This is a genomic window from Parahaliea mediterranea (assembly GCF_003402235.1).
In the GTDB taxonomy this organism is placed as follows: Bacteria; Pseudomonadota; Gammaproteobacteria; order Pseudomonadales; family Halieaceae; genus Parahaliea; species Parahaliea mediterranea.
In genome coordinates, this window is sequence record NZ_QEWO01000002.1 from 339,047 (window position 1) to 359,480 (window position 20,434).

19 protein-coding genes are annotated in these 20,434 nt (G+C 62.3%); 12 read left to right on the plus strand and 7 right to left on the minus strand.

Annotation, left to right across the window (positions count from 1 at the left end; all coding sequences use genetic code 11):
- Window positions 1-104 precede the first annotated feature (104 nt).
- A complete protein-coding gene (locus DDZ17_RS07090) occupies window positions 105-2,243 on the minus strand; it encodes a TonB-dependent receptor (protein WP_157976513.1) in 2,139 nt (712 codons plus the stop codon).
- 746 nt (window positions 2,244-2,989) lie between these two features.
- Window positions 2,990-3,814, minus strand: coding sequence for a sulfite exporter TauE/SafE family protein (locus DDZ17_RS07095; RefSeq protein ID WP_116365279.1), 825 nt, complete (start codon window positions 3,812-3,814; stop codon window positions 2,990-2,992).
- Between the two features lie 145 nt (window positions 3,815-3,959).
- On the opposite strand from DDZ17_RS07095, the gene DDZ17_RS07100 reads away from it, so the two are divergent.
- The 6 genes from DDZ17_RS07100 to dmpG all read left to right on the plus strand — a co-directional run bounded on the left by DDZ17_RS07100 (window position 3,960) and on the right by dmpG (window position 8,708).
- Window positions 3,960-4,667 carry a malonic semialdehyde reductase gene (locus DDZ17_RS07100; RefSeq protein ID WP_116365281.1) on the plus strand — a complete coding sequence of 236 codons (708 nt, stop codon included), beginning with the start codon at window positions 3,960-3,962 and terminating at the stop codon, window positions 4,665-4,667.
- Between the two features lie 148 nt (window positions 4,668-4,815).
- Window positions 4,816-5,241, plus strand: coding sequence for a VOC family protein (locus DDZ17_RS07105; RefSeq protein WP_116365283.1), 426 nt, complete (start codon window positions 4,816-4,818; stop codon window positions 5,239-5,241).
- A 2-nt stretch (window positions 5,242-5,243) separates the two neighbouring features.
- Window positions 5,244-5,768, plus strand: a complete 525-nt coding sequence (locus DDZ17_RS07110; protein WP_116365285.1) for a 3-hydroxyanthranilate 3,4-dioxygenase — start codon at window positions 5,244-5,246, stop codon at window positions 5,766-5,768.
- 122 nt (window positions 5,769-5,890) lie between these two features.
- On the plus strand, window positions 5,891-6,712 hold the full coding sequence (locus DDZ17_RS07115) for an aspartate dehydrogenase (RefSeq protein ID WP_116365287.1): 822 nt from the start codon (window positions 5,891-5,893) through the stop codon (window positions 6,710-6,712).
- Between the two features lie 9 nt (window positions 6,713-6,721).
- Complete coding sequence (locus tag DDZ17_RS07120; RefSeq protein WP_116365289.1) at window positions 6,722-7,651, plus strand: acetaldehyde dehydrogenase (acetylating); 930 nt, start codon at window positions 6,722-6,724, stop codon at window positions 7,649-7,651.
- A gap of 25 nt (window positions 7,652-7,676) precedes the next feature.
- Entirely contained in the window at window positions 7,677-8,708 is a 1,032-nt protein-coding gene (gene dmpG / locus DDZ17_RS07125; RefSeq protein WP_116365291.1) for a 4-hydroxy-2-oxovalerate aldolase, read from the plus strand.
- A 143-nt stretch (window positions 8,709-8,851) separates the two neighbouring features.
- On the opposite strand, the gene DDZ17_RS07130 is transcribed toward dmpG, so the two are convergent.
- The 3 genes from DDZ17_RS07130 to DDZ17_RS07140 form a co-directional block, all read right to left on the minus strand.
- Window positions 8,852-9,139 (minus strand): helix-turn-helix domain-containing protein, encoded by a 288-nt coding sequence (locus DDZ17_RS07130; protein WP_116365293.1) that lies wholly within the window; start codon window positions 9,137-9,139, stop codon window positions 8,852-8,854.
- Complete coding sequence (locus DDZ17_RS07135) at window positions 9,132-9,479, minus strand: type II toxin-antitoxin system RelE/ParE family toxin (RefSeq protein WP_479680794.1); 348 nt, start codon at window positions 9,477-9,479, stop codon at window positions 9,132-9,134. The genes DDZ17_RS07130 and DDZ17_RS07135 overlap by 8 nt, the downstream gene beginning before the upstream one ends.
- A 128-nt stretch (window positions 9,480-9,607) precedes the next feature.
- A complete protein-coding gene (locus DDZ17_RS07140) occupies window positions 9,608-10,561 on the minus strand; it encodes a LysR substrate-binding domain-containing protein (RefSeq protein ID WP_116365297.1) in 954 nt (317 codons plus the stop codon).
- 246 nt (window positions 10,562-10,807) lie between these two features.
- On the opposite strand from DDZ17_RS07140, the gene DDZ17_RS07145 reads away from it, so the two are divergent.
- The 6 genes from DDZ17_RS07145 (at window position 10,808) to DDZ17_RS07170 (ending at window position 18,125) form a co-directional block, all read left to right on the plus strand.
- On the plus strand, window positions 10,808-12,286 hold the full coding sequence (locus tag DDZ17_RS07145) for a 2-hydroxymuconic semialdehyde dehydrogenase (protein WP_116365299.1): 1,479 nt from the start codon (window positions 10,808-10,810) through the stop codon (window positions 12,284-12,286).
- Between the two features lie 4 nt (window positions 12,287-12,290).
- Entirely contained in the window at window positions 12,291-13,088 is a 798-nt protein-coding gene (locus DDZ17_RS07150; protein ID WP_116365301.1) for a 2-keto-4-pentenoate hydratase, read from the plus strand.
- 10 nt (window positions 13,089-13,098) lie between these two features.
- Entirely contained in the window at window positions 13,099-13,881 is a 783-nt protein-coding gene (locus DDZ17_RS07155) for a 2-keto-4-pentenoate hydratase (protein ID WP_116365303.1), read from the plus strand.
- Entirely contained in the window at window positions 13,874-14,323 is a 450-nt protein-coding gene (locus DDZ17_RS07160; RefSeq protein ID WP_116365305.1) for a RidA family protein, read from the plus strand. Before DDZ17_RS07155 ends, DDZ17_RS07160 begins: the two co-directional genes overlap by 8 nt.
- The gene (locus DDZ17_RS07165) at window positions 14,310-15,302 is read left to right on the plus strand and encodes an amidohydrolase family protein (RefSeq protein WP_116365306.1); all 993 of its coding nucleotides are present in this window, start codon (window positions 14,310-14,312) and stop codon (window positions 15,300-15,302) included. Before DDZ17_RS07160 ends, DDZ17_RS07165 begins: the two co-directional genes overlap by 14 nt.
- A 153-nt stretch (window positions 15,303-15,455) precedes the next feature.
- On the plus strand, window positions 15,456-18,125 hold the full coding sequence (locus DDZ17_RS07170) for a TonB-dependent receptor (protein WP_116365308.1): 2,670 nt from the start codon (window positions 15,456-15,458) through the stop codon (window positions 18,123-18,125).
- Between the two features lie 6 nt (window positions 18,126-18,131).
- On the opposite strand, the gene DDZ17_RS07175 is transcribed toward DDZ17_RS07170, so the two are convergent.
- Both DDZ17_RS07175 and DDZ17_RS07180 read right to left on the minus strand, forming a co-directional pair.
- The gene (locus DDZ17_RS07175) at window positions 18,132-19,232 is read right to left on the minus strand and encodes a DUF1214 domain-containing protein (RefSeq protein WP_241505810.1); all 1,101 of its coding nucleotides are present in this window, start codon (window positions 19,230-19,232) and stop codon (window positions 18,132-18,134) included.
- Window positions 19,233-19,251: 19 nt separating this feature from the next.
- Window positions 19,252-20,406 (minus strand): sulfotransferase family protein, encoded by a 1,155-nt coding sequence (locus tag DDZ17_RS07180; RefSeq protein WP_157976514.1) that lies wholly within the window; start codon window positions 20,404-20,406, stop codon window positions 19,252-19,254.
- Between the last annotated feature and the right edge of the window lie 28 nt (window positions 20,407-20,434).

The following is a 20,434-nucleotide window of genomic DNA, read 5'->3' on the forward strand; positions in this document are numbered from 1 at the left end:
CAGGCCTTCTTCAAATTTCGAAAGAAAGCACTGGGTCAACCGCCAATAATAGCTTTCGTACCAGCTCCAGCGAATAACACTGCAAGCGCGTTCTAGCGCGGATGTCAAAGCCAGCGGTAAGTGAGTTTGATTCCGTAAGTGAGAGGAGTCGATAGACCATAGGTGTAGCTACGCCACAGCCCACTTTTCCCGGCACTGGTAATAACCACATCGTCTTCCAGATTCCGAGCATAACCCTGGAGTGTCCAATCTGAATTGTTACTCTGATAAGTCAGAAGGATATCTGTTCTAGTAAACTCGTCCTTCTCCTGGAAGCCGAGATTGGCCACACCAAGGTAGGATTCCGTTTCATAGTGTGACTGAATGCGCGCTGTTAGAACTCCCCGAGTAAATTCAAAATCATGCTCGTATCCAATACCAACTGAAGTATCCGGTGTTTGTGTGGGTGAGTTACCAGCAAAGTCAACCAAGCATTTTCCGCCAGCAATATATTGCGCACAGAAATCTGTGTATTCAGCATCCAGAAAAACTACTGAACCGTCAAAACGATCCAACGGTGTAATAAGTGCTGTCCAATCAAACTCTAGGCCAACTATTTCAGATTCGCCCGCATTCACAATCGACGATAGGCCATCGGCGTTTCTGACCGATGCCTGCTGATCGCTGTAATCATAACGAAATGCAGCTATGTTCATCTGTATCCTGCCATCCAGATACTGCCCTTTTACGCCCGCTTCAAATGCTTCCAAGGTTTCCGGACCATACGGATTGGATTCAGCCCTACCCGGTACATTGTTAAAACCACCCGCCTTATAACCCGTACTGAACTTGGCGTAGGCCATGACATCGTCACTAATGTTCCAGTTAGCCCCAACATGATATGTAGACTTGGAATTATCTCCGGAGTTGTCGTAAACAGAAGGCGTCCCGAATACGAGTTGGTTGCCGCGGCGAGACAATTCATCTTCCGAGTACCGCGCACCCAACTCAAAGGTAAGGACGTCCGAGAAATCATAGCTGGTGTGAACGAAAACAGCAGTCGACTCTGATTCGACATCAAAGTCGAAGACCATCAGGTCCACCGGGATCGCTGTATCCGTGTAATCTCGGAAAATGGAGGTTAGAGCATTGGTCTCCTTGAAGTAATTGCCACCAAGTTGCCATTGAAAATCGCTGCTATCGCTGGATGCAATACGTAATTCGTGTGAGATATCTTTTACGTCTTCGCTCAGGTCAAAATAGTTGTCCGAACGAAAGAGACCATCCAGGTCGCGCCTCTGTCTGTAGTCAGATCTACGAACACCCCCAATATAATTCACACTCACGTTGTCAAAATCATACTTTGCGGTAACCTGATACGTCTGGTAGTTGTGGTCCAGATACTGGTTCGGTTTGCCATGCGACACCCCTCCTTTGTCCATTCTGGGAACGGCGTTATCGGTCCACGCCTCGACTGGGGTTCCTGTTACTGTCGGCCCTACTCCTCCCAGTTCGGTAAACTGTGCTGAGAAGAGGAGATAAAGCCGTTCTGTAGGCTGATAATCAAGATGAAAGCGGCCTGATTTCATGTCGGCATCATCACCTGCATCCGCCGGGCCTTCATCCTCTCGGTACCCATCGTGTTCCCGAGTCATGAAAGAAGCCCGGGCATTTACCTTGTTAGACAATGGGAGATTGATCATACCCTCGGTATTGAAGGTGTCGTAATTGCCGAAACCGGCTGAAACCTCTGCTTCAAATTCCGGTACGGGCTTTTCAGTAATGAAGTTAATGACCCCTCCAGTCGCATTTTTCCCATACAGAGTACCTTGGGGGCCACGCAGCACCTCAACTCGCTCCATATCGTACAGTGCGTTGGAGAAGGAATTGGCCCTCTCAATGTAAAAACCATCTTGGGCGATCGCTACCGCCGGGTTCCCAGTTTCGTTGGTATCCTGGCTGTTGACACCTCTTATGCTGACGACGACGTTGGCTGAGTTTTTGGTAAATGTTACGCCCGGTGCAATACCAGCAAGATCTTCAACCTGGCTTACGCCATTGTCATCCAGGGCGTCACCGGTAAAAACACTCATCGCGATGGCCGTGTCCTGGACCGAAGTCTCGCGCTTGGTTGCAGTTACAACCACTTCTTCGATCGCGTAGCTGCTATTCGCCTGCGCCTGCGCCCAAGTTCCATGAACCACCCCACTGACAGCAAGCGACAACGTTGTGTATCTAACGAACTGCCTTTTTATATTTCTCATAGAAGTACCCCTCAAGGAACACGCCAACTTTCGATCCTCGGCAATAACCACAAAGCCTAGCTCCACGACCAGCTTGCCAGCATTGCTCAGACCGCCAAATGTAAACGTTTACATTAATACGATACGCTTGATTATTTCAAATGTAAAGTGTTTTTGAGATGCGAGAATTTCGTAAGCGCTTAGTGACCACGCGCTCCAGACCCAGGGTGAACGAGTCCCCCAGAGACAGCGTGAGAGACTTGGCCGAGGAAACCCCTGCCAGGCCCACGACATCGTTGATCGAGCTTGCTAAGCTATGCGTGGAACTGATCAGGCGCCACTTACAATGGAGCGCGCTCCTCCGTTAACCTCGCTAGATTTCACGTAGGTGGGAAAGCGCCTCAATTGAAGGAGGCTCGGCGCAAGACACCAGAGAAATAAGAATTAATGCCGCGGAAAATAGCGCTGTAACTTTATTCACTTCATACAACCTCAAAGCCAAGCAAAAAACAAACATCTTGGCATTTATCATAGGCTGAAGATCACCGGGGTTACTCCCCCTAAAAACCCGGTGAAAACAGCGCCTGCAGCTACTTTATCAAGCAGAAAACAACCTGTTTTTGTACAGCTCATTATAGTTGAGGTTTTAGGCCAGCCTTACACTGTCATTAATCTATTTCCGCCATTTTCACAATCGTCTGAAACGCCACCGCACAGCCTGGGCCACGAGCCGCCCAAGGATAAGTAAAGCTTGATATTCGCGAGAATTAACTGGCGAAAGCGCGGTAAAGCATCCGGATAGACACAATCAGCAGGAAGCTGCCGAACACCAGCGACAGCTGGCGCTGGTCCAGTTTGTGGGCCAGTTTGGCCCCCAGCGGCGCCGCCAGCACGGTGGTCGGCGCAATCAGGCACAGCCCCAGCAGGCTCACATAGCCCAGGTTGCCGCTGGGCAGGCGCGGGTCGCCCCAGCCGGTGATCACGTAGGTCAGCGCGCCGGGCACGGCAATCAACAGGCCAAACAGGGCCGATGTGCCCACGGCCCGGTGCACGGGCACGCTCATCATGGTCAGCGCCGGCACGCTCAGGCTGCCGCCGCCAATCCCCATCATGCAGGACAGGCCGCCAATCAGCACGGGCGGAATCTTGCCGGGCAGTCCACCTGGCACGTGATTCGACAGGCGCAGGTTGTCGGTGGGCAGCACCATCTTCAGCGCCACCAGAATGGCCACCACGGCAAACACCATGGACAGCACGCTGCTGTCCATGTGGCTGGCCAGCACCGTGCCGGCCACCGACCCCAGCAGAATGAACAGCCCCCACTCCCTGGCCAGCGCAAAGTCCACCGCGCCCTTGCGGTGGTGGGCGCGGGTGGATGAAATGGAGGTGAGAATGATGGTGGCCAGGGAGGTGGCCACGGCAATGTGCATGCGAATGGCCGGGTCGACCCCCATCATGCCGAGCGCCGTATCCAGCACCGGCACAATCACAATGCCGCCCCCGACACCCAGCAGCCCCGCCAGTACCCCGGCAAACAGGCCCGTCCCCAGCATAGCCAGCCCCAGGGGCAGCAGCTCTGTCACATTGTCCATCCACTCACTCCAGTCATTGGCTTTGTTGCGCGCGGCGGCTGGCCGCGCCATGGTGGCGCAATATACGCGCACTTCATGTTGTATACAATTTTATTCGTTCGTATACTCCGACGGCATTCGCCATCGCCCGCTACGGAGCCACCCCATGCGCACTGATTCGCTCGACAAAACCCCGGACAACCTACAGGACAACCTGCAGGACAACCCCCTGGCCAGCCCCGCCGCGCGGGCGGCCCAGGCACGGGCCGCGGCGCTGCAGGCTGCATCGCGGCGCCTGGATGACCCGGCCCTGGACCAGCTCTTTCGCCAGGCCCGCAGCCACAATGGCTGGCAGGACAAGCCGGTGCCCGGTGCGCTGCTAGAAGAACTCTACCGCCTGTCGAGTTGGGGGCCCACCAGCATGAACTGCAGCCCGGCGCGCTTTGTGTTTGTTCGCAGCCAGGCCGCCCGGGACAAGTTGCTGCCGGCCCTGGCCCCGGCCAATGTCGACAAAGTCAGCGCCGCGCCGGTCACCGCCATCATCGCCCAGGACGAGCGCTTCTACGAGCAGCTGCCGCGCCTGTTCCCCCACCGGGATGCCGCACCGCTGTTTCGCAACAACGCGGCGCTGGCCCAGGCTACGGCCTTTCGCAACGCCACCCTGCAAGGCGCCTACCTGATGATGGCCGCCCGCGCCCTGGGGCTGGACTGCGGCCCCCTGTCGGGCTTTGACAACGCCGCGGTGGATGCCGCCTTCTTCAGCGGCACCGCCTACCACAGCAACTTCCTGTGCTGCCTGGGCTACGGCCAGACCGAACAGCTGTTTCAGCGCCTGCCGCGCCTGGACTTCAACAGCGCCTGCCAGGTGCTGTAGCCGGCGCAAGCTGCCGGCTGCCACGCCTACATTCATAGCGATTTTCTTATAGCTGGACTAAAAATCGCTATTTTTCCATTAAGCCTGCAGGGCCTACAGTCAACCGCCGAACGTGCGCGTCTGCGCGGCCAACACAGGATAACCAGCCATGAGCAAACCCAAACTCCGCCACATCGCCCTCTCCGTGGACGACCCCTTTGCCACCGCCGAGTTCTACATGAAGGCCTTCGACATGGACAAGGTCGGCGAGACCGACTCGCCCCTGGCTCGCGGGGTGTACCTGTCGGACGGCACCGTGAACCTGGCCATTCTCAACTTCAAGAACGACCGCTGGGCCGGCGCCAATGGCCAGGCCTACCGCGGCATTCACCACATGGGCTTTCACGTGGACGACCTGGACAAGGCGGAAGAAAAAATCCTGGCCGCTGGCGGCACAGAGTTCACCGGCCGCCCCACCCACGGCAACACCAAAACGGTGGTGTTCGAGATGAAGTACTACGACCCCAATGGCATCATGGTGGACGCGGCGGAAACGGGCTGGCCCATCTCCGACCGCAGCAACGAACAGGACTGACCATGGCCGCGCTCAAAGCCTTCAACCTGCAGCAGTGGATCGCCGAACACGCCCATCTGCTGAAGCCGCCGGTGAACAATTCCATCATCTGGGAAGACGCCGACATGATGGTGATGATCATCGGCGGCCCCAACAGCCGCTACGACTTTCACGTGGACCCGGTGGAGGAGTTTTTCTACCAGCTCAAGGGCAACATGTACCTGGACACCATGCAGGACGGCAAGCCGGTGCGGGTGGATATCAACGAAGGCGAGGTACTGCTGTTGCCGGCCGGTGTACCCCACTCCCCACAGCGGCCCGAGGAAGGCAGCATTGGCCTGGTGGTGGAGCCCAAGCGCCCCGCCGGCGCGCTGGATGCCTTTGAGTGGTACTGCCTGGACTGCGGCGAAAAGGTACACCGCATCGAGCTGGTGCTGAAGTCCATTGTCGACGACCTGCCCCCGGCCTTCTCCGCCTTCTACGCCGACGAGGCGGCCCGCACCTGCGACCACTGCGGCGCCTTGCATCCCGGGCGCAAAAGCGCCTGATGGCCCACCGCCGGCCTTAGCGGTTTGCGATACCCGGGCCGGCGGATTCTATTGTTACGTTTAGGCTGGCCCGCCCGCATCGCCCCTGGTGACGGTGGCCGTGGCAGCGCAAGGGGAACACCATGCCAGAAGCACCAACCAAACGCCGTGTCGGCATTGCCGGCTTTGGCACCATTGGCCGCAAGGTCGGCCAGGCCCTGCTGGCAGGCATGCCGGGGCTGAGCCTCGCCGCCATCAGCAGTGGCAACCGCGACAGGGCCGCCGCCGCCCTGCAGGCCATGGGCGCCAGCTTACCGGTGGTGGATGCCGCCGAACTGCCCAGCCACTGCGACATTATTGTCGAGTGCGCCCCCACCGACGCCTTTCTTGCGGTGGCAGAGCCCGCATTACAGGCCGGCTGTACTGTCATCACCGTAAGCGGCGCCGCCATCTTGCAGCACCCCCACATTGTGGAGCTTGCGCGCGAGCACCGCGGCCAGATCATCCTCGCAACTGGCGCTTTGCTGGGCCTGGACGCCGTGCGCGCTGCGGCCGAGGGCGAGATTCACAGCGTCACCATGGTGACCCGCAAGCCGCCAAAATCCCTGAAAAAAGCCCGTTATATCGTCGAGCAGGGCATTGAACTGGAAGGCATCAGCGCGCCCCTGCGGGTGTTTGCCGGCAGCGCCCGGGAAGGTGCCGAAAAATTCCCCGCTAACGTCAATGTGGCGGCCGCCCTGGGCCTGGCCGGCGTTGGCGCCGAGCGCACCCAACTGGAAATCTGGGCCGACCCGGGCCTGTCCCGCAATACCCACTTTATTACCGTGGATGCCGACAGCGCGCGGCTGGAACTGAAAATCGAAAACGTACCCACCGAGGAAAACCCCGGCACCGGGCGCATCACCGCCCTCAGTGTCATCACCGCCCTGCGCTCTCTGGGCGCAGCGTTGCGGGTCGGCAGCTAGGAGCCCGCTATGAGCAACAAAATCACAGTCCCGAGCGGCAAGGTAAAAGCCGCCATCATCGGCCCCGGCAACATCGGCACCGACCTGCTGATGAAGGCCATGCGCAGTGACGTGATCGAACCGGTCTGGATGGTGGGCGTGGTGCCGGATTCCCCCGGCCTGGCCCGCGCCCAGGACATGGGCCTGAAGACCACGGCCGAGGGCGTGGACGGCATGCTGCCGAGCATGAAGGAAGACGGCGTGCAGATCTGCTTCGACGCCACCTCCGCCTACGTGCACGCCGAGAACAGCCGCAAGGTGAACGAGCAGGGCGCGGTGATGATCGACCTCACCCCCGCCGCCATCGGCCCCTTCTGCGTGCCGCCGGTGAACCTGTCCAACGCCGTGGCCGAGCGCAAAATGAACGTGAATATGGTTACCTGCGGCGGCCAGGCCACCATTCCGCTGGTGGCCGCTGTATCGCGCGTGCAGAGCGTGTCCTACGCCGAGATTGTGGCCACCGTGAGCAGCAAGTCCGCCGGCCCCGGCACCCGCAAGAATATCGACGAGTTCACCCGCACCACCTCGCGCGGCATCGAGAGCGTGGGCGGCGCCGAGAAAGGCAAGGCCATTATCATCATCAACCCGGCCGAGCCGCCGCTGATCATGCGCGACACCGTGCACTGCCTGACCGTGGATGAGCCGGACCAGGATGCCATTCGCCAGTCCATCGACGACATGATCGTCGAGGTGCAGAAGTACGTGCCGGGCTACACCTTGAAGAACGGCCCGGTGTTCGACGGCAAGCGCGTGTCCATCTACATGGAGGTGGAGGGCCTTGGGGACTTTTTGCCCAAGTACGCGGGCAACCTGGACATCATGACCGCCGCGGGCCTGCGCACGGCGGAGATGTACGCCGAGGAAATCCTGGCGGGCAACTTCGTGCCCAGCGCCGCCTGATCGCTACCGAGAGAGAACTGACACCATGGACCTGAAAGGCAAGAAAATCACCGTTCACGACATGTGCCTGCGCGACGGCATGCACCCCAAGCAGCACCAGATCAGTGTGGACGAAATGGTCACCGTCGCCAAGGCGATGGACGAAGCCGGCATTCCGCTGATTGAAGTCACCCACGGCGACGGCCTGGGGGGCGCCTCGGTGAACTACGGCTTCCCCGCCAACAGTGACGAAGAGTACCTGAGCGCCGTGTGCGGCGCGGTCAAGAACAGCAAAGTGTCTGCCCTGCTGCTGCCCGGCATCGGCACCGTCGACCACCTGAAAATGGCGGTGGACTGCGGCATTGGCACCATCCGCGTGGCCACCCACTGCACCGAGGCGGATGTGTCCGAGCAGCACCTGACCATGGCCGCCAAGTACGACAAGCTGGACGTGGTGGGCTTTTTGATGATGGCCCACATGATCGAGCCCGAGGCCCTGCTGGAACAACTGCAGCTGATGGAAAGCTACGGCGCCAACTGCGTGTACATCACCGACTCCGCCGGCTACATGCTGCCGGACGACGTGACCGCCCGGGTGGCCCTGGCGCGGGAGAAACTGAACCCCAGCACCGAGATCGGCTTTCACGGTCACCACAACCTGGGCATGGGCATCGCCAACTCCCTGGCGGCGGTGGAGGCCGGGGCCACCCGTATCGACGGCTCCCTGGCGGGCCTGGGCGCCGGCGCCGGCAACACCCCGCTGGAAGTGTTCCTGGCAGTGTGCGACCGCATGGGCGTGGAAACCGGCGTGGACCTGTTCAAGGCCATGGACGTGGCGGAAGACCTGATCGTGCCGATGATGGATGACATCGTGCGGGTGGACCGGGATTCATTGACCCTGGGCTGGGCCGGTGTGTACTCCTCCTTCCTGCTGTTCGCCAAGCGGGCGGCGAAAAAGTACAACCTGTCGGCGCGGGACATCCTGGTGGAACTGGGCCGGCGCCGCACCGTGGGTGGCCAGGAAGACATGATTGAGGACCTGGCGCTGGATATGGCCAGGGCGCGGGACGCAGCCTGAAACCCGCACCGCGCCCGCGGGTGTCATTCGCTGGCCCTGGCTGAAAAGCGCTCAGGCCGTTTTTTTCCCGTCGGCATCCGTACCCTGGGCCCTCTTGGCCGCCAATGTTCCATTTTTCCTGGATGAGAGCAGCGGGGACACGTTTAGTGGAGCTGAGTGAAAACTTCCGGGTGTTGTTCCGCAATACGCAGCAACGCCACAGCCGGACCTTGAGGCTCACGGCGGCCTTGCTCCCAATCCTGGAGTGTACGCATGCTGACACCCAGCAAGCCGGCAAACGCGGATTGTGACATTTTTAGTTTTTGACGGATGACTTTAGGCGGGGAAGGCTCCGACAGTTCGGTAACTCTCAAATGAAGCTTCCCCTTTTTGTGCTGCTGGATTTCCTTAATACCATCCAGGATCTCAGCACCAATATCACGTTTACTCATGATCAATTGCCTCTGCGATTTTCTTCAGGATATGACCAGGAATCGTGGCCTGCTCCGATTTACTGTAGATAGTCAGCATCCAGATTTCATGGTCCGGCTTTTTCCAGTAATAGATAACTCGAACTCCGCCACTTTTCCCTTTGCCGCCGGGCGCCCAGCGAACTTTCCTCACTCCTCCGGATCCTTTGACAATATCCCCGGCGTCAGGCTTTTGCAGCAGATAGCTTTGTAAAGCCCGATATTCCTCATCTGAAAGGTAAGCCGGAAGGAGCTTGGTGAAGGCACTGGTTTCGATAAATATCATTACGCCAAATAATACGGCATTGCCGTACATTTGCAAGGAGGAAAGCTGAGCGATGCAATGATGCGGCTCCCGCAGCTCAGTCCAGCAAAAACTTCCGCTTTGTGGCGAAAGCGGTAACCCCTCCCTCTACGACCTCCAGCCACCGGCTTCAGGGCCACAGCGCCTCAAGGCCGCACCTCCCCCATTCCCGCCGCGGCGTCGCGCAGGGTCTGCAGGAAGAATTGCACGGCCGGTGTGTATTCGTGGCCGACGCGCACGGTGTAGCCCACCGGGCCGAGGTCGGTTTTGATGGCGATGGGCAGGCGCTGCAGCAGGCCCACTTCTTCGTAGGCCTTGAGCACCTGGTCGGGCATGACGGCGATCATGTCGGTTTCCATCAGCAGGGTTCGGTTGGTGAGCATGGAAACGCTTTCCACGTTATTGGTGGGCACGGGCAGGTTGGCGGCGTGGAAGGCGTTGTCGATTTCCCGGCGCAGCACGGTGCCCTCCGAGGGCAGTATCCAGCTCTGGCCCACTAGGTGCTTTAAGGTGAGCTTCTTTTTGGCCAGCAGGGGGTGGCCCTTGCGCACCACCAGCGAGACGGGCTCGTAGTACAGCGCCACGGATTCCACGCCCTCTTCGTCCTGCACCTCGGGCAGGCGCCCTACCACCACGTCTATCTCGCCAATCAGCAATTTGGGAATCAGCATGTCGTTGGTGCCCTCGGTGACCGTCACCGAGATGTTGCTGCGCTCGGCCTTGAGCCGGGCCACGCTTTTGGGCAACAGGGTGGGGCTGGCCGCCAGCAGTGTGCCCACGTTGAGATGGCCAGATACACCCTCGTGCAGCGATACCAGCTCTTCCGACACATGGCGCACCTGCGACAGGATCAGTTTGGCGTGCTTGATCAGCACTTCGCCGTAGGGCGTGGGGGTCACGCCCCGGGAGCTGCGATTGAACAGGGTGAGGTCGAGGGCGTTTTCCATATCGCGGATGGTTTTGGTCACTGCCGGCTGGGCCATGTTCAGCAACTGGGACGCCTTGAAGATATTGTTCTGCTCGCCCACCGTGGCCAGCAGCTTGAGGTGCTTGATCTTCAGGCGGGACACCAGGTGGCGTTCGATACTGGCGGGCTGCATGGGGCGCTCCTTGGATGAATGGAAACGGGCGATGGCAAACGGCCCACAAGAACAGCGGGGCCGGCACGTGGGGCCATAGCAACAATGTTATAGCGTGAGCACATACTATAACCCCGGCCCCGCCTTCGGCATCACGCGATTTCTTCGCTGGTTATAATTTTTTTTGCATAACAAAACATGGATTTTCTATTTTTGCATTATGAGAGCTTCCCCTAGAGTGCGGGGAAATTTCAGGGGAACGCCATCATGCCCGCCAGCACGCCAGCCCACAGCGAATGCCTTGCCAACTACGTTGGCGGCGCTTTCGATAGCAGCGGCAACACCTTCACCAACCTGAGCCCGGTAGACGGCTCGGTGGTTAACCGGGTCTGCGAGGCCGACGCCGCTGTGGTGAACCGCGCCGTGGCCGCGGCCCGGGCGGCCCTGGCCGGTGACTGGGGCGCCATGGGCGACAACGAGCGCAGCGCCCTGTTGCACAAGGTGGCCGATGGCATCGAGCGCCGTTTTGACGATTTTGTGCAGGCGGAGATGGCCGATACGGGCAAGTCTCTGTGGCAGGCGCGCACCATTGATATCCCGCGCGGCGCCGCCAACTTCAGGGTGTTTGCCGACCTCGCCCGGCAGCGCGCCAGCGAGTGCTTCCACACCACCACCGCCGACGGGCGCCAGGCCCTGAACTACGCCATCAACAAGCCCCTTGGCGTGGTGGCGGTGATCGCCCCGTGGAACCTGCCGCTGTTGCTGCTCACCTGGAAGCTGGCGCCGGCGCTGGCGGTGGGCAATGCGGTGATTGCCAAGCCCTCTGAAGACACCCCCTCGTCCGCCACACTGCTGGCCGAGGTGATGCACGAGGCGGGCATGCCCCCCGGCGCCTTCAACCTGGTGCACGGCTTTGGGCCGGATTCCGCCGGCGAGCTGCTCAGCCGCCACCCGGACATTGACGCAGTGACCTTTACCGGCGAATCGCGCACCGGCAGCGCCATCATGCGCGCCGCCGCCGACAACGTAAAAGCCCTGTCTTTTGAGCTGGGCGGCAAGAATGCCGCGCTGGTGTTTGAAGACGCCGACTTCGACGCCGCCGTGGAAGGCACAGCCAAGTCGGTGTTCACCAACGGCGGGCAGGTTTGCCTGTGCACCGAACGGGTGTACGTGCAGCGCCCCATCTTCGACCGCTTTGTGGCGGCGCTGAAGGGCCGGGCGGAGGCCCTGCGCATCGACTGGCCCGACAGCCCGGATACCGACATGGGCCCGCTGATTTCCCACGAACACCGCGACAAGGTGCTGGCCTACTACCAGCTGGCCCGTACTGAGGGTGGCACCATCGTCACCGGCGGCGGCGCCCCCCACTTCGGCGATGCCCGCGACAGCGGCGCCTGGGTGCAGCCCACCATCGTCACTGGCCTTGCGGAGCAGTCGCGCTGCGTGACCGAAGAAGTATTCGGCCCCTTCTGCCATATCGCGCCGTTTGATACCGAAGAGGAAGCCATTGCCCTGGCCAACGCCAGCGACTACGGCCTGGCCGGCACCGTCTGGACCACCAACCTGCAGCGCGGCCACCGCGTTGCCCAGCGCATTCACGCCGGCATTGTATGGGTGAACACCTGGTACCTGCGCGACCTGCGCACGCCCTTTGGCGGCGTAAAGCTGTCGGGCATCGGCCGCGAGGGCGGCCAGCACTCCCTCAATTTTTACGCCGAACCGACCAACATCTGCATTCAGCTCTGAACCCATGACCGAGAACACCGCCATTGCGGCCGCTGCGCAACAACTGCGCAACGCCATCGCCAACGCCACGCCCTGCGCGCCCCTGCGCAGCACCCTGCCGGCTGACGACATTGCCGCGGCCTACGCCGTGCAGCAGTGCAACACCGATTACTGGTGCCGCCAGGGCCGCCGCCTGGTGGGCGCCAAAACCGGGCTCACCAGCCGCAGCGTGCAGCGCCAGTTGGGGGTGGACCAGCCCGACTTTGGCCGCCTGTTTGCCGACATGTGGGTGGCAGATGGCGAGGCCATTGCCCCGGATGCGGTGCTGCAACCGAAGGTGGAGGCAGAAGTCGCCCTGGTGCTGGAGCGGGATATCGACCTGGAGGCGCCCACCGTGGCCGATGTGATCAGCGCCACCGCCTACGCCCTGCCAGCCATAGAAATTGTCGGCAGTCGCATCGCCAACTGGGACATCAACATTGTCGACACGGTGGCCGACAACGCCTCATCCGGCCTGTTTGTGCTCGGCAACCAGCCGCGCAGCCTGCGCCAGCTGGATTTGCGCCTGTGCGGCATGCGCCTGGACCACCGCGGCGCTGTGCTCTCCACCGGCACCGGCCTTGCCTGCCTTGGCCACCCGTTAAATGCCGCCGCCTGGCTGGCGCGCACCCTCGCCGCCCAGGGCGCCCCCCTGCGCGCGGGCGACATTCTGCTCACCGGCGCCCTGGGCCCGATGGTGCCGGTGTCATCCGGGGTGTACGAAGCGCAGATCAACGGGCTGGGTTCAGTCAGGGCCGCCTTTACCGCAAGCAAAGAACACTGAAGGAACACGCATGACAGACCTCAACCAACTGGCGGCGCGCCTGGACGACGCCGCCCTCACCGCCACCGCCACGGCGCAGCTCTCGGAAGACGGCGGCATTACCCTGGCCCAAGCCTACGAGGTGCAGGCCCGCTCCGTCGGCCGGCGGCTGGAGCGCGGCGAGGCGCTGGTGGGCATCAAGTTGGGCTTTACCAGCCGGGCCAAAATGGAACAGATGGGCGTCGACGACCTGATCTGGGGCCGCCTGACCGACGCCATGCTGCTGGATGATGGCGGCGAGTTGGACTTTGCCCGCTACGTGCATCCGCGCATCGAACCGGAAATTGCCTTCCGCCTGGCGCGGCCACTGCGCGGACGGGTGTCGCTGGCCGAGGCCATGGCGGCGGTGGAATCGGTGGCGCCGGCGCTGGAGGTGATCGACTCGCGCTACCGCGACTTCCGCTTTTCGCTGGAGGATGTGGTGGCCGACAACTCCTCGTCTTCCGGCTTTGTGATTGGCGCCTGGCAGTCACCCCAATGTGCCCTGGAAAACCTCGGCATTCACCTGGCCATCGACGGCGAGACCGTGCAGAGCGGCAGTTCGGCGGCCATTCTTGGCGACCCGCGCCGCTCGCTGGTGGAGGCGGCGCGGCTGGCGGATGAAGCCGGCATCACCCTGCAGCCCGGCTGGGTGGTGCTGGCCGGCGCCGCCACCGCCGCCGAGGCCCTGCGCCCCGGCTGCCATGTGCGCGCCGAAGTGCAAGGGCTGGGCAGTGTGGAAATTCGGGTCAAGGGAGGGCAACAACATGACTGAGCAGCCCACCAGCCAGGTGATTGCCGGCAAGGCCAAGCCCCGCGGGCGCTTTCCCCACTACCAGCGGGCGGGGGATTTCATCTACGTATCCGGCACCAGCTCGCGCCGCGCCGACAACACCTTTGTTGGCGTAGCGGTTGACGAGATGGGCACCACCAACCTCGATATCGCCGCCCAGACCCGGGCCGTGATCGACAACATCCGCGACATCCTGCGCGAAGCGGGGGCCGACCTGTGCGACCTGGTGTCGGTTACCACCTACCTAGTGAACATGAACGACTTTGGCGGTTACAACGCCGTGTACAGCGCGTACTTTGACGAAAGCGGCCCCACCCGTACCACGGTGGCGGTGCACCAGCTGCCCCACCCCCACCTGCTGATCGAGATGCAGGCGGTGGCTTATGTGGCGCCAAAGGCGGAGGCCAGCCATGCTCAAGGTTGATATGCACAGCCACTTCCTGCCGGAAACCTGGCCCGACCTGGCCCAGCGCTTTGGCACCCCCGACTGGCCCTGGATGCGCCACAGCGGCAACGGGCGCGCCATGCTGATGCGCGGCGACGAGGAGTTTCGCCCGGTCACCGAAGCGGTGTGGAACCCGGCGGTGCGCCTGGAGCACATGGACCGGGACAACATCGACGTGCAGATCATCAGCGCAACCCCGGTGCTGTTTGGCTATGCCCGCCCGCCCGAGCAGGCGCTGGCGGCGGCGCAGATCTTCAACGACGCCGCCCTGGAGATCTGCGCCCACAACCCCGCGCGCTTGAAGGCCATGAGCCAGGTGCCCCTGCAGGATATCGACGCCGCCTGCACCGAGGCCAGCCGCGCGGCGCGCAACGGCCACGTGGGCGTGCAGATCGGTAACCACGTGGGCCTTAAGAACCTCGACGACGAGGGCATTGTCACCTTTTTGCAGCACTGCGCCAGCGAGCACATTCCGGTGCTGGTGCACCCCTGGGACATGATGGCCACCGAACGCATGCCCAAGTACATGCTGCCCTGGCTGGTGGCCATGCCGGCGGAAACCCAGCTGTCCATCCTGTCGCTGATTCTTTCCGGCGCTTTCGAGCGCCTGCCGCGCAGCCTGAAGCTCTGCTTTGCCCACGGCGGCGGCAGCTTCCCCTATCTGCTGGGGCGGGTGGACAACGCCTGGCGGCACCGCGACATCGTGCGCGAAGACTGCCCGCAACTGCCCTCTTCTTACACCGACCGCTTCTACGTGGACTCGGCCGTGTTCAACGCCGGCGCCCTCAAGCTGCTGGCGGAGGTGATGGGCGGCGAGCGCGTGATGCTGGGCTCCGACTACCCCTTCCCCCTGGGCGAGCAGCAGATCGGCGACCTAGTGGCCAATCACCCGGAGCTGGACACCCACACCCGCCAGCGCATTCTCGGCGCCAACGCCCGCGAGTTCTTCGCACTCTGAGCCGCCCCGGGCGGTTTTCTTATAGCGGCAAATCAAAATGTGATTTGCCGCTCACTTCGTATTCTTTTTAGCTTGTTTGTATACAAATAACGAGTCGCCGTGTCCGTTTGGGCCGCCCGCAAGACAATAACTCGCACAAGCTGAGGAGAAGCGATGAACTGCAACACCCGACCCCGGGGCCTTGCCCTGTCACTGATGGTAGCGGCCGTGGCCGCCGCCAACACCAGCCTGGCCGGTGCCCAATCCGGCGCGCCTCAATCTGGCGCCATGCAGCCGGGCACGCTTGAGGAGGTGGTGATTACCGGCTCCTTCATCAAGCGAAAATCCCAGAGCGACTACGCCTCGCCCCTGTCCACCGTGGGGCGCGAAGACATGGACGCCATGGGCGTGATGACCCTGTCCGACATCGTCAACACCCTGCCGGAAAACAACGGCGCCCAGGTGTATTCCGACAGCTTCGAACAGGCCCGTTCCGCCGGCACCACCAACATCAACCTGCGCGGGCTGGGGGTAACCTCCACCCTGGTGCTGCTCAACGGCCGGCGCCAGACCATGACCCCGGCTGTCACCGAAAACGGCGAGCAGTTTGTGGACCTCAACACCCTGGTGCCCATGATTGCCGTGGAGCGGGTGGAAGTCCTCAAAGACGGCGCCTCGTCGCTTTATGGCTCCGATGCGGTGGCCGGGGTGGTGAACTTTATCACCCGGTCGGACTTTGAAGGCTTTGAATACCAGCTCGGCTACCAGGACAACAAGGCCGATTCCGACGAGCTGAATGCCGGCCTGATTTTTGGCGCCCACGGCGAGCGCAGCCGGGTCATGCTGGCCATGAACTACCTGGAACGCGACGCCCTACCCAACAGCGCAATGCGCGACGACTACGCCGCCAAGCAGGATTCCTGGAGCGGCTACAGCATGCCCTCCAAGGTGCTGGCCTTCGACGGCCCGCCCGGGCCACCCATCCGCCTGATTGACCCGGCCTGCCTGGACGGCTCGGCCTATGCCGAATTCCCGGGCCTGGTGCGCCGCAAGCCCGACGCTGACGTGCCGAGCGATGGCAGTTGCCAGCTCAACTACGGTTACTTCGGCGACATCATCGCCGAAGCGCAGCAGACCCAGGTGTTCGCCCAGGCGGACTTTGACATGAACGACACAATCACCCTGTTCAGCGAGTTGGGCTACGCCCGCAGCGAAACCCTGATTCACTCCACCCCCAGCCAGCCGCAACTGTCTGCGGTGCGGGTGCCGGCCCACCACCCGGACGCCATTGCCATCGGCGGTGGCGACCCTTTTGCCGGCAGCGCCTCCAACAGCGGCGTGTGGTTTGGCCGCCCGCTGGGAGCGGGCTCGCCGGCCAACGAGGACGACAAGCGCTATGAAGGATTTCGCGCCCAGTTGGGGGCCCGCGGCGACGCCGGTGCCTGGAGCTGGGAGGCCGCCTGGACCTACTCGCGCAACACCGCCACCAACAGCCGCCTGGACATCATCACCGACAACCTGCAGCGCGCCCTGAATGGCCAGGGCGGCTCGACCGGCGATCAGTACTACCACTGGCTGTTCAGCGCCCAGGGGCTGAACACACCGGATATGTACCAGTACATCTTCGGGGAGTTTGGCTATACCGCCGAGGCGGACCAGAGCGTGTTCGACGCCCACGTGAGTGGCGACCTGTTCCAGCTGGGTGGGCGCACCGTGGGCGCCGCCGTTGGCGTGCAGTACCGCAAGGACGGCCTGAGCTACGACTTCAACGAGCGCTCCGAGGAACTGGCCTTTAACTTCTTCGGCGGCGGCGAGGACTTCAGTGGCAGCCAGCAGGTGTACGCGGCCTTCGCGGAGCTGGCGCTGCCACTGGCGGACACGCTGGAGCTGCAGGCCGCGATACGCTACGAGGACTTTGACAGCGCCGACACCACCAACCCCAAACTGGCCCTGTTGTGGACACCCTCGCAGGACTGGAGCCTGCGCGCCAGCTGGGGCACCTCTTTCCGTATCGCCACGGTGTTCCAGCAGCAATCCGAGTTCATCACCCCGCAAACCGCCAACGACCCGCTGGCCGGCGGCGAGGAAGTCACGTTTATCTCGCTGCTCACCGGCGACCCGGCGCAGCCGCTCAAACCCCAGGAGGCTGACGCCTGGAACGCCGGCGTCACCTGGAGCCCGGGCGACTTCACCGCCAGCCTGGATTACTGGCGCTTTGACTACCAGGACTACATCACCCCGGAAGCCCCGGCCGCCCTGCTCAGCAGCAACCCGAGCAGCGCGCAGATCGAACGCGGCCCCGATGGCAACGCGGTGAAAATCACCACCTACTACCGCAACGCCGGCTCAGTGGAAACCGATGGCGTCGACTTCAGCCTGGCCTACCTGGCGGACCTTGGCGGCCTGGGCACCCTGCGCCCAAGCCTGCAGGGCACCTGGATTCTCAATTACGACCTGGACGACCCGATACTGGGTGCCATCGATGGCCTGGGCAACGTCAACGACGAGAACTTTGGCGATTCCAACGTGCAGCTGCGCGCCAACCTGGGCCTGCAGTGGTTGCTGGGGCGGCACAGCGCCCACGGCTACCTGCGCTACATCGGCGAGTACGAAAACGACAACGAAGACAACGCCACGGTGGACGATTGGGCGCGGCTGGATTTGCAGTACGCCTACCAGCTGGAGGGGCTGTTTGGCGGGCGCGAGGCCACCACCTTTACCGCCGGGGTACTCAACGCCCTGGATGAGGCCGCGCCGCAGGTGCGCAATTCAGTGGGCTACGATGCCACCGTGCACGACCCGCGGGGGCGAATGTTCTATGTCAGCGTGAGCCAGCGTTTCTAGCGCGCCCTACAGCTCACTGAACTTCACCACCCGCGCGTTCACCGGCGGGTGGTCCTTCGCCCCAATCCAGCGCCAGCACAGGGTGCCGCGGTTATGGCCGGTGGTTTCCACCCAGTTGGGATGGCCTGGCTGCTGGTGTGCCACGATGATTTTTACCGAGCCATCCGGCTCGTAATGGGCAGTGTGCTTGTTGAAGTGGATGTTGTGGTAGCGAAAGTCCAGCGACTCCATCCACCAGTTCTGCAGCACAAAGTTCCAGGTCTGGCACTCGGGGATTACCGGGGCCTCCACCACCAGGGCCTCGTCGTCGGCCAGCTCCCAGGCGCTGTGGAAGTAGTAGATATTCGGGTCGCCGCCGATAGCCTGGCAGAAGGCCTGGTCCGCCGGCGCCACCTGGTTGGTGGTGCCAAGGAAGCCCTCGGCCCAGCCCTCGAACAGGCCGGTGGTCATCTTCACAAACTGCACCGCCCCCTGCAGGCCGCGGTCGAGTTTTTCCGGGGTCAGTGGCGCGGGGCGGTCGTTCTCCCAGCCAATGCGCTCCAGGGTGAGTTCGGCGCGCACCTCACACTTGCGGTCCTGGAAGGTCTGGCGCACGTTCAGCGAGTTGGTTTCAGGCCCCATGCGCAGCCAGTTGCCCGGGTGCTCGCGCTGGCTGATGATGACCTCGAAGTTGCCGTCGGCGTCGATGTCGATTTCCCGCGAATCCAGAAAGCCGTCGGTTTTCATGCCCCCGCCGCTGCTGTAGCGGTTGATCACGGTGCCAAAGCCCAGGTAGTCCACCGTGCCCCGGCTGCCGCTCAGGCGGTAGTCGTACTGGGGGTTCAAGGGCGCGCTCTGGTAGTAGTTGTCGGGGTTGTCGGCACCGAGCTTGATGGTTTCGTGGGCCGGGCAGCGCAGCACCGGAAAGGCCGGATCACCGCCCTCCACAAAGCTCTCCAGCCCGGCGCGCAGCATGCGCGACAGGTAGCGGTAGCCCTCGGCCCGGTCGAAGGGCGTGGCTGGCGCCTTGTCGGCAAACACCAGTTGCCCGGCTTCTTTCAGGCCATCACAAAAATCCGCCCAGGCCTGCCCGTTCATTACGCGTTCACTGCTGTCCTGTTCACTCACCTTGATCCTCCGGGGCCGCCTATTCCAGGCCCAGTCCGTAGCGTTGCATATAGGGGGCAAAAAGGTCGGCGACCTCTTCGCGGCTGATGCCGTAATCGTCCAGGCGATATTCATGGCGGCCGTGCTTGCCCTTGGGGTGGGCCTCAAGCCAGGCCTGCATGGCATGCCGGCTGGACTGCGACAGTGGCGTGCCACGGGCGGCGTAAATGGCCTGCACCGCCGGCCAGGGATCACGTACAAAATCATCGTGCTGCACATCAATAAACTGGCCGGGAAAGTCCGCCTCCAGCGCCGCGCGGTCGGCTTCGAAGGTGCGGGTGTAAATGCGCAGCATGTCCATCCAGTCGCGGCCGACTTCGTGCGCATCAACCGTGTCGGAACCGCTGCGACGCAGCATCTCGCTGAAGCTGCAGCCAGAGGCAACAAACTGCAGCGGCGCGCGGTGGGTCTGCACGATGATGGCATCCGGGTACACCCGCAGAATCTCCCGAAGCCCCAGCTGGTGAAAGGGCGCCTTCAGCACCCAGTGGCCCGGGTGGCGATACTGCAGCAGCTGCAGCTGGCGCTTGTGGCTGTGGTAGGCGCCGCGCTGGCACAGGTTGGCGTAAAGCCAGTTGGCGTAACTGGGAATGTGGAACATGGCCGAGTATTCCACCGACAGGAAATCCCGGTTCAGCAGCATGTAGCACTCGTCCGGCTCTTCGGCGTCGATCAAATGGGCCTTGAGAAAGCCGGGCAGGAACTGCTCGGTCAGCGCCACACCTGCAGCCCGGGCCTCGATGCGCGGGTCGCTGAGGTAGGTGGCAGTCTCCGGCGGCGGCACCGGGTCCTGGGCCTCCCACAGGCGCAGGGTGCGGTTGCCCGGGTCCTGGTTCAGCAGGTGATGCAAGGCGGTAGTGCCGGTGCGCGGCAGGCCCACAATAAACACCGGCCGCGGCACAGGCTGGCCCTGCACATCCGGGTGTTTGGCCAGGTAGTCGTTGATCTTCAGCCGGTTAACGAGACCCGAGTGCAGCGTCATCTGCGCGCGCAACTGACCGAAGTCATTGAGGCGGGCCTCGCTGTTCAGGGCATCGATCAGCAAATCCAGGGGTTGGTGGAAGGCCGGGTCGCCAAAATCAGACAGCCCCGTCTCCGCCTGCGCCGCCGTGAGTAAGGTATTTTTATCCAACACGTGTGCTTCGCTCTGCAAGCCAGAGCCC

Bases quoted from the DNA above. Each gene is read 5' to 3' on its own strand.
- DDZ17_RS07090 (WP_157976513.1), bottom strand. From the start codon at position 2,243: ATGAGAAATATAAAAAGGCAGTTCGTTAGATACACAACGTTGTCGCTT.
- DDZ17_RS07095 (WP_116365279.1), bottom strand. From the start codon at position 3,814: ATGGACAATGTGACAGAGCTGCTGCCCCTGGGGCTGGCTATGCTGGGG.
- DDZ17_RS07100 (WP_116365281.1), top strand. From the start codon at position 3,960: ATGCGCACTGATTCGCTCGACAAAACCCCGGACAACCTACAGGACAAC.
- DDZ17_RS07105 (WP_116365283.1), top strand. From the start codon at position 4,816: ATGAGCAAACCCAAACTCCGCCACATCGCCCTCTCCGTGGACGACCCC.
- DDZ17_RS07110 (WP_116365285.1), top strand. From the start codon at position 5,244: ATGGCCGCGCTCAAAGCCTTCAACCTGCAGCAGTGGATCGCCGAACAC.
- DDZ17_RS07115 (WP_116365287.1), top strand. From the start codon at position 5,891: ATGCCAGAAGCACCAACCAAACGCCGTGTCGGCATTGCCGGCTTTGGC.
- DDZ17_RS07120 (WP_116365289.1), top strand. From the start codon at position 6,722: ATGAGCAACAAAATCACAGTCCCGAGCGGCAAGGTAAAAGCCGCCATC.
- dmpG (WP_116365291.1), top strand. From the start codon at position 7,677: ATGGACCTGAAAGGCAAGAAAATCACCGTTCACGACATGTGCCTGCGC.
- DDZ17_RS07130 (WP_116365293.1), bottom strand. From the start codon at position 9,139: ATGAGTAAACGTGATATTGGTGCTGAGATCCTGGATGGTATTAAGGAA.
- DDZ17_RS07140 (WP_116365297.1), bottom strand. From the start codon at position 10,561: ATGCAGCCCGCCAGTATCGAACGCCACCTGGTGTCCCGCCTGAAGATC.
- DDZ17_RS07145 (WP_116365299.1), top strand. From the start codon at position 10,808: ATGCCCGCCAGCACGCCAGCCCACAGCGAATGCCTTGCCAACTACGTT.
- DDZ17_RS07150 (WP_116365301.1), top strand. From the start codon at position 12,291: ATGACCGAGAACACCGCCATTGCGGCCGCTGCGCAACAACTGCGCAAC.
- DDZ17_RS07155 (WP_116365303.1), top strand. From the start codon at position 13,099: ATGACAGACCTCAACCAACTGGCGGCGCGCCTGGACGACGCCGCCCTC.
- DDZ17_RS07160 (WP_116365305.1), top strand. From the start codon at position 13,874: ATGACTGAGCAGCCCACCAGCCAGGTGATTGCCGGCAAGGCCAAGCCC.
- DDZ17_RS07165 (WP_116365306.1), top strand. From the start codon at position 14,310: ATGCTCAAGGTTGATATGCACAGCCACTTCCTGCCGGAAACCTGGCCC.
- DDZ17_RS07170 (WP_116365308.1), top strand. From the start codon at position 15,456: ATGAACTGCAACACCCGACCCCGGGGCCTTGCCCTGTCACTGATGGTA.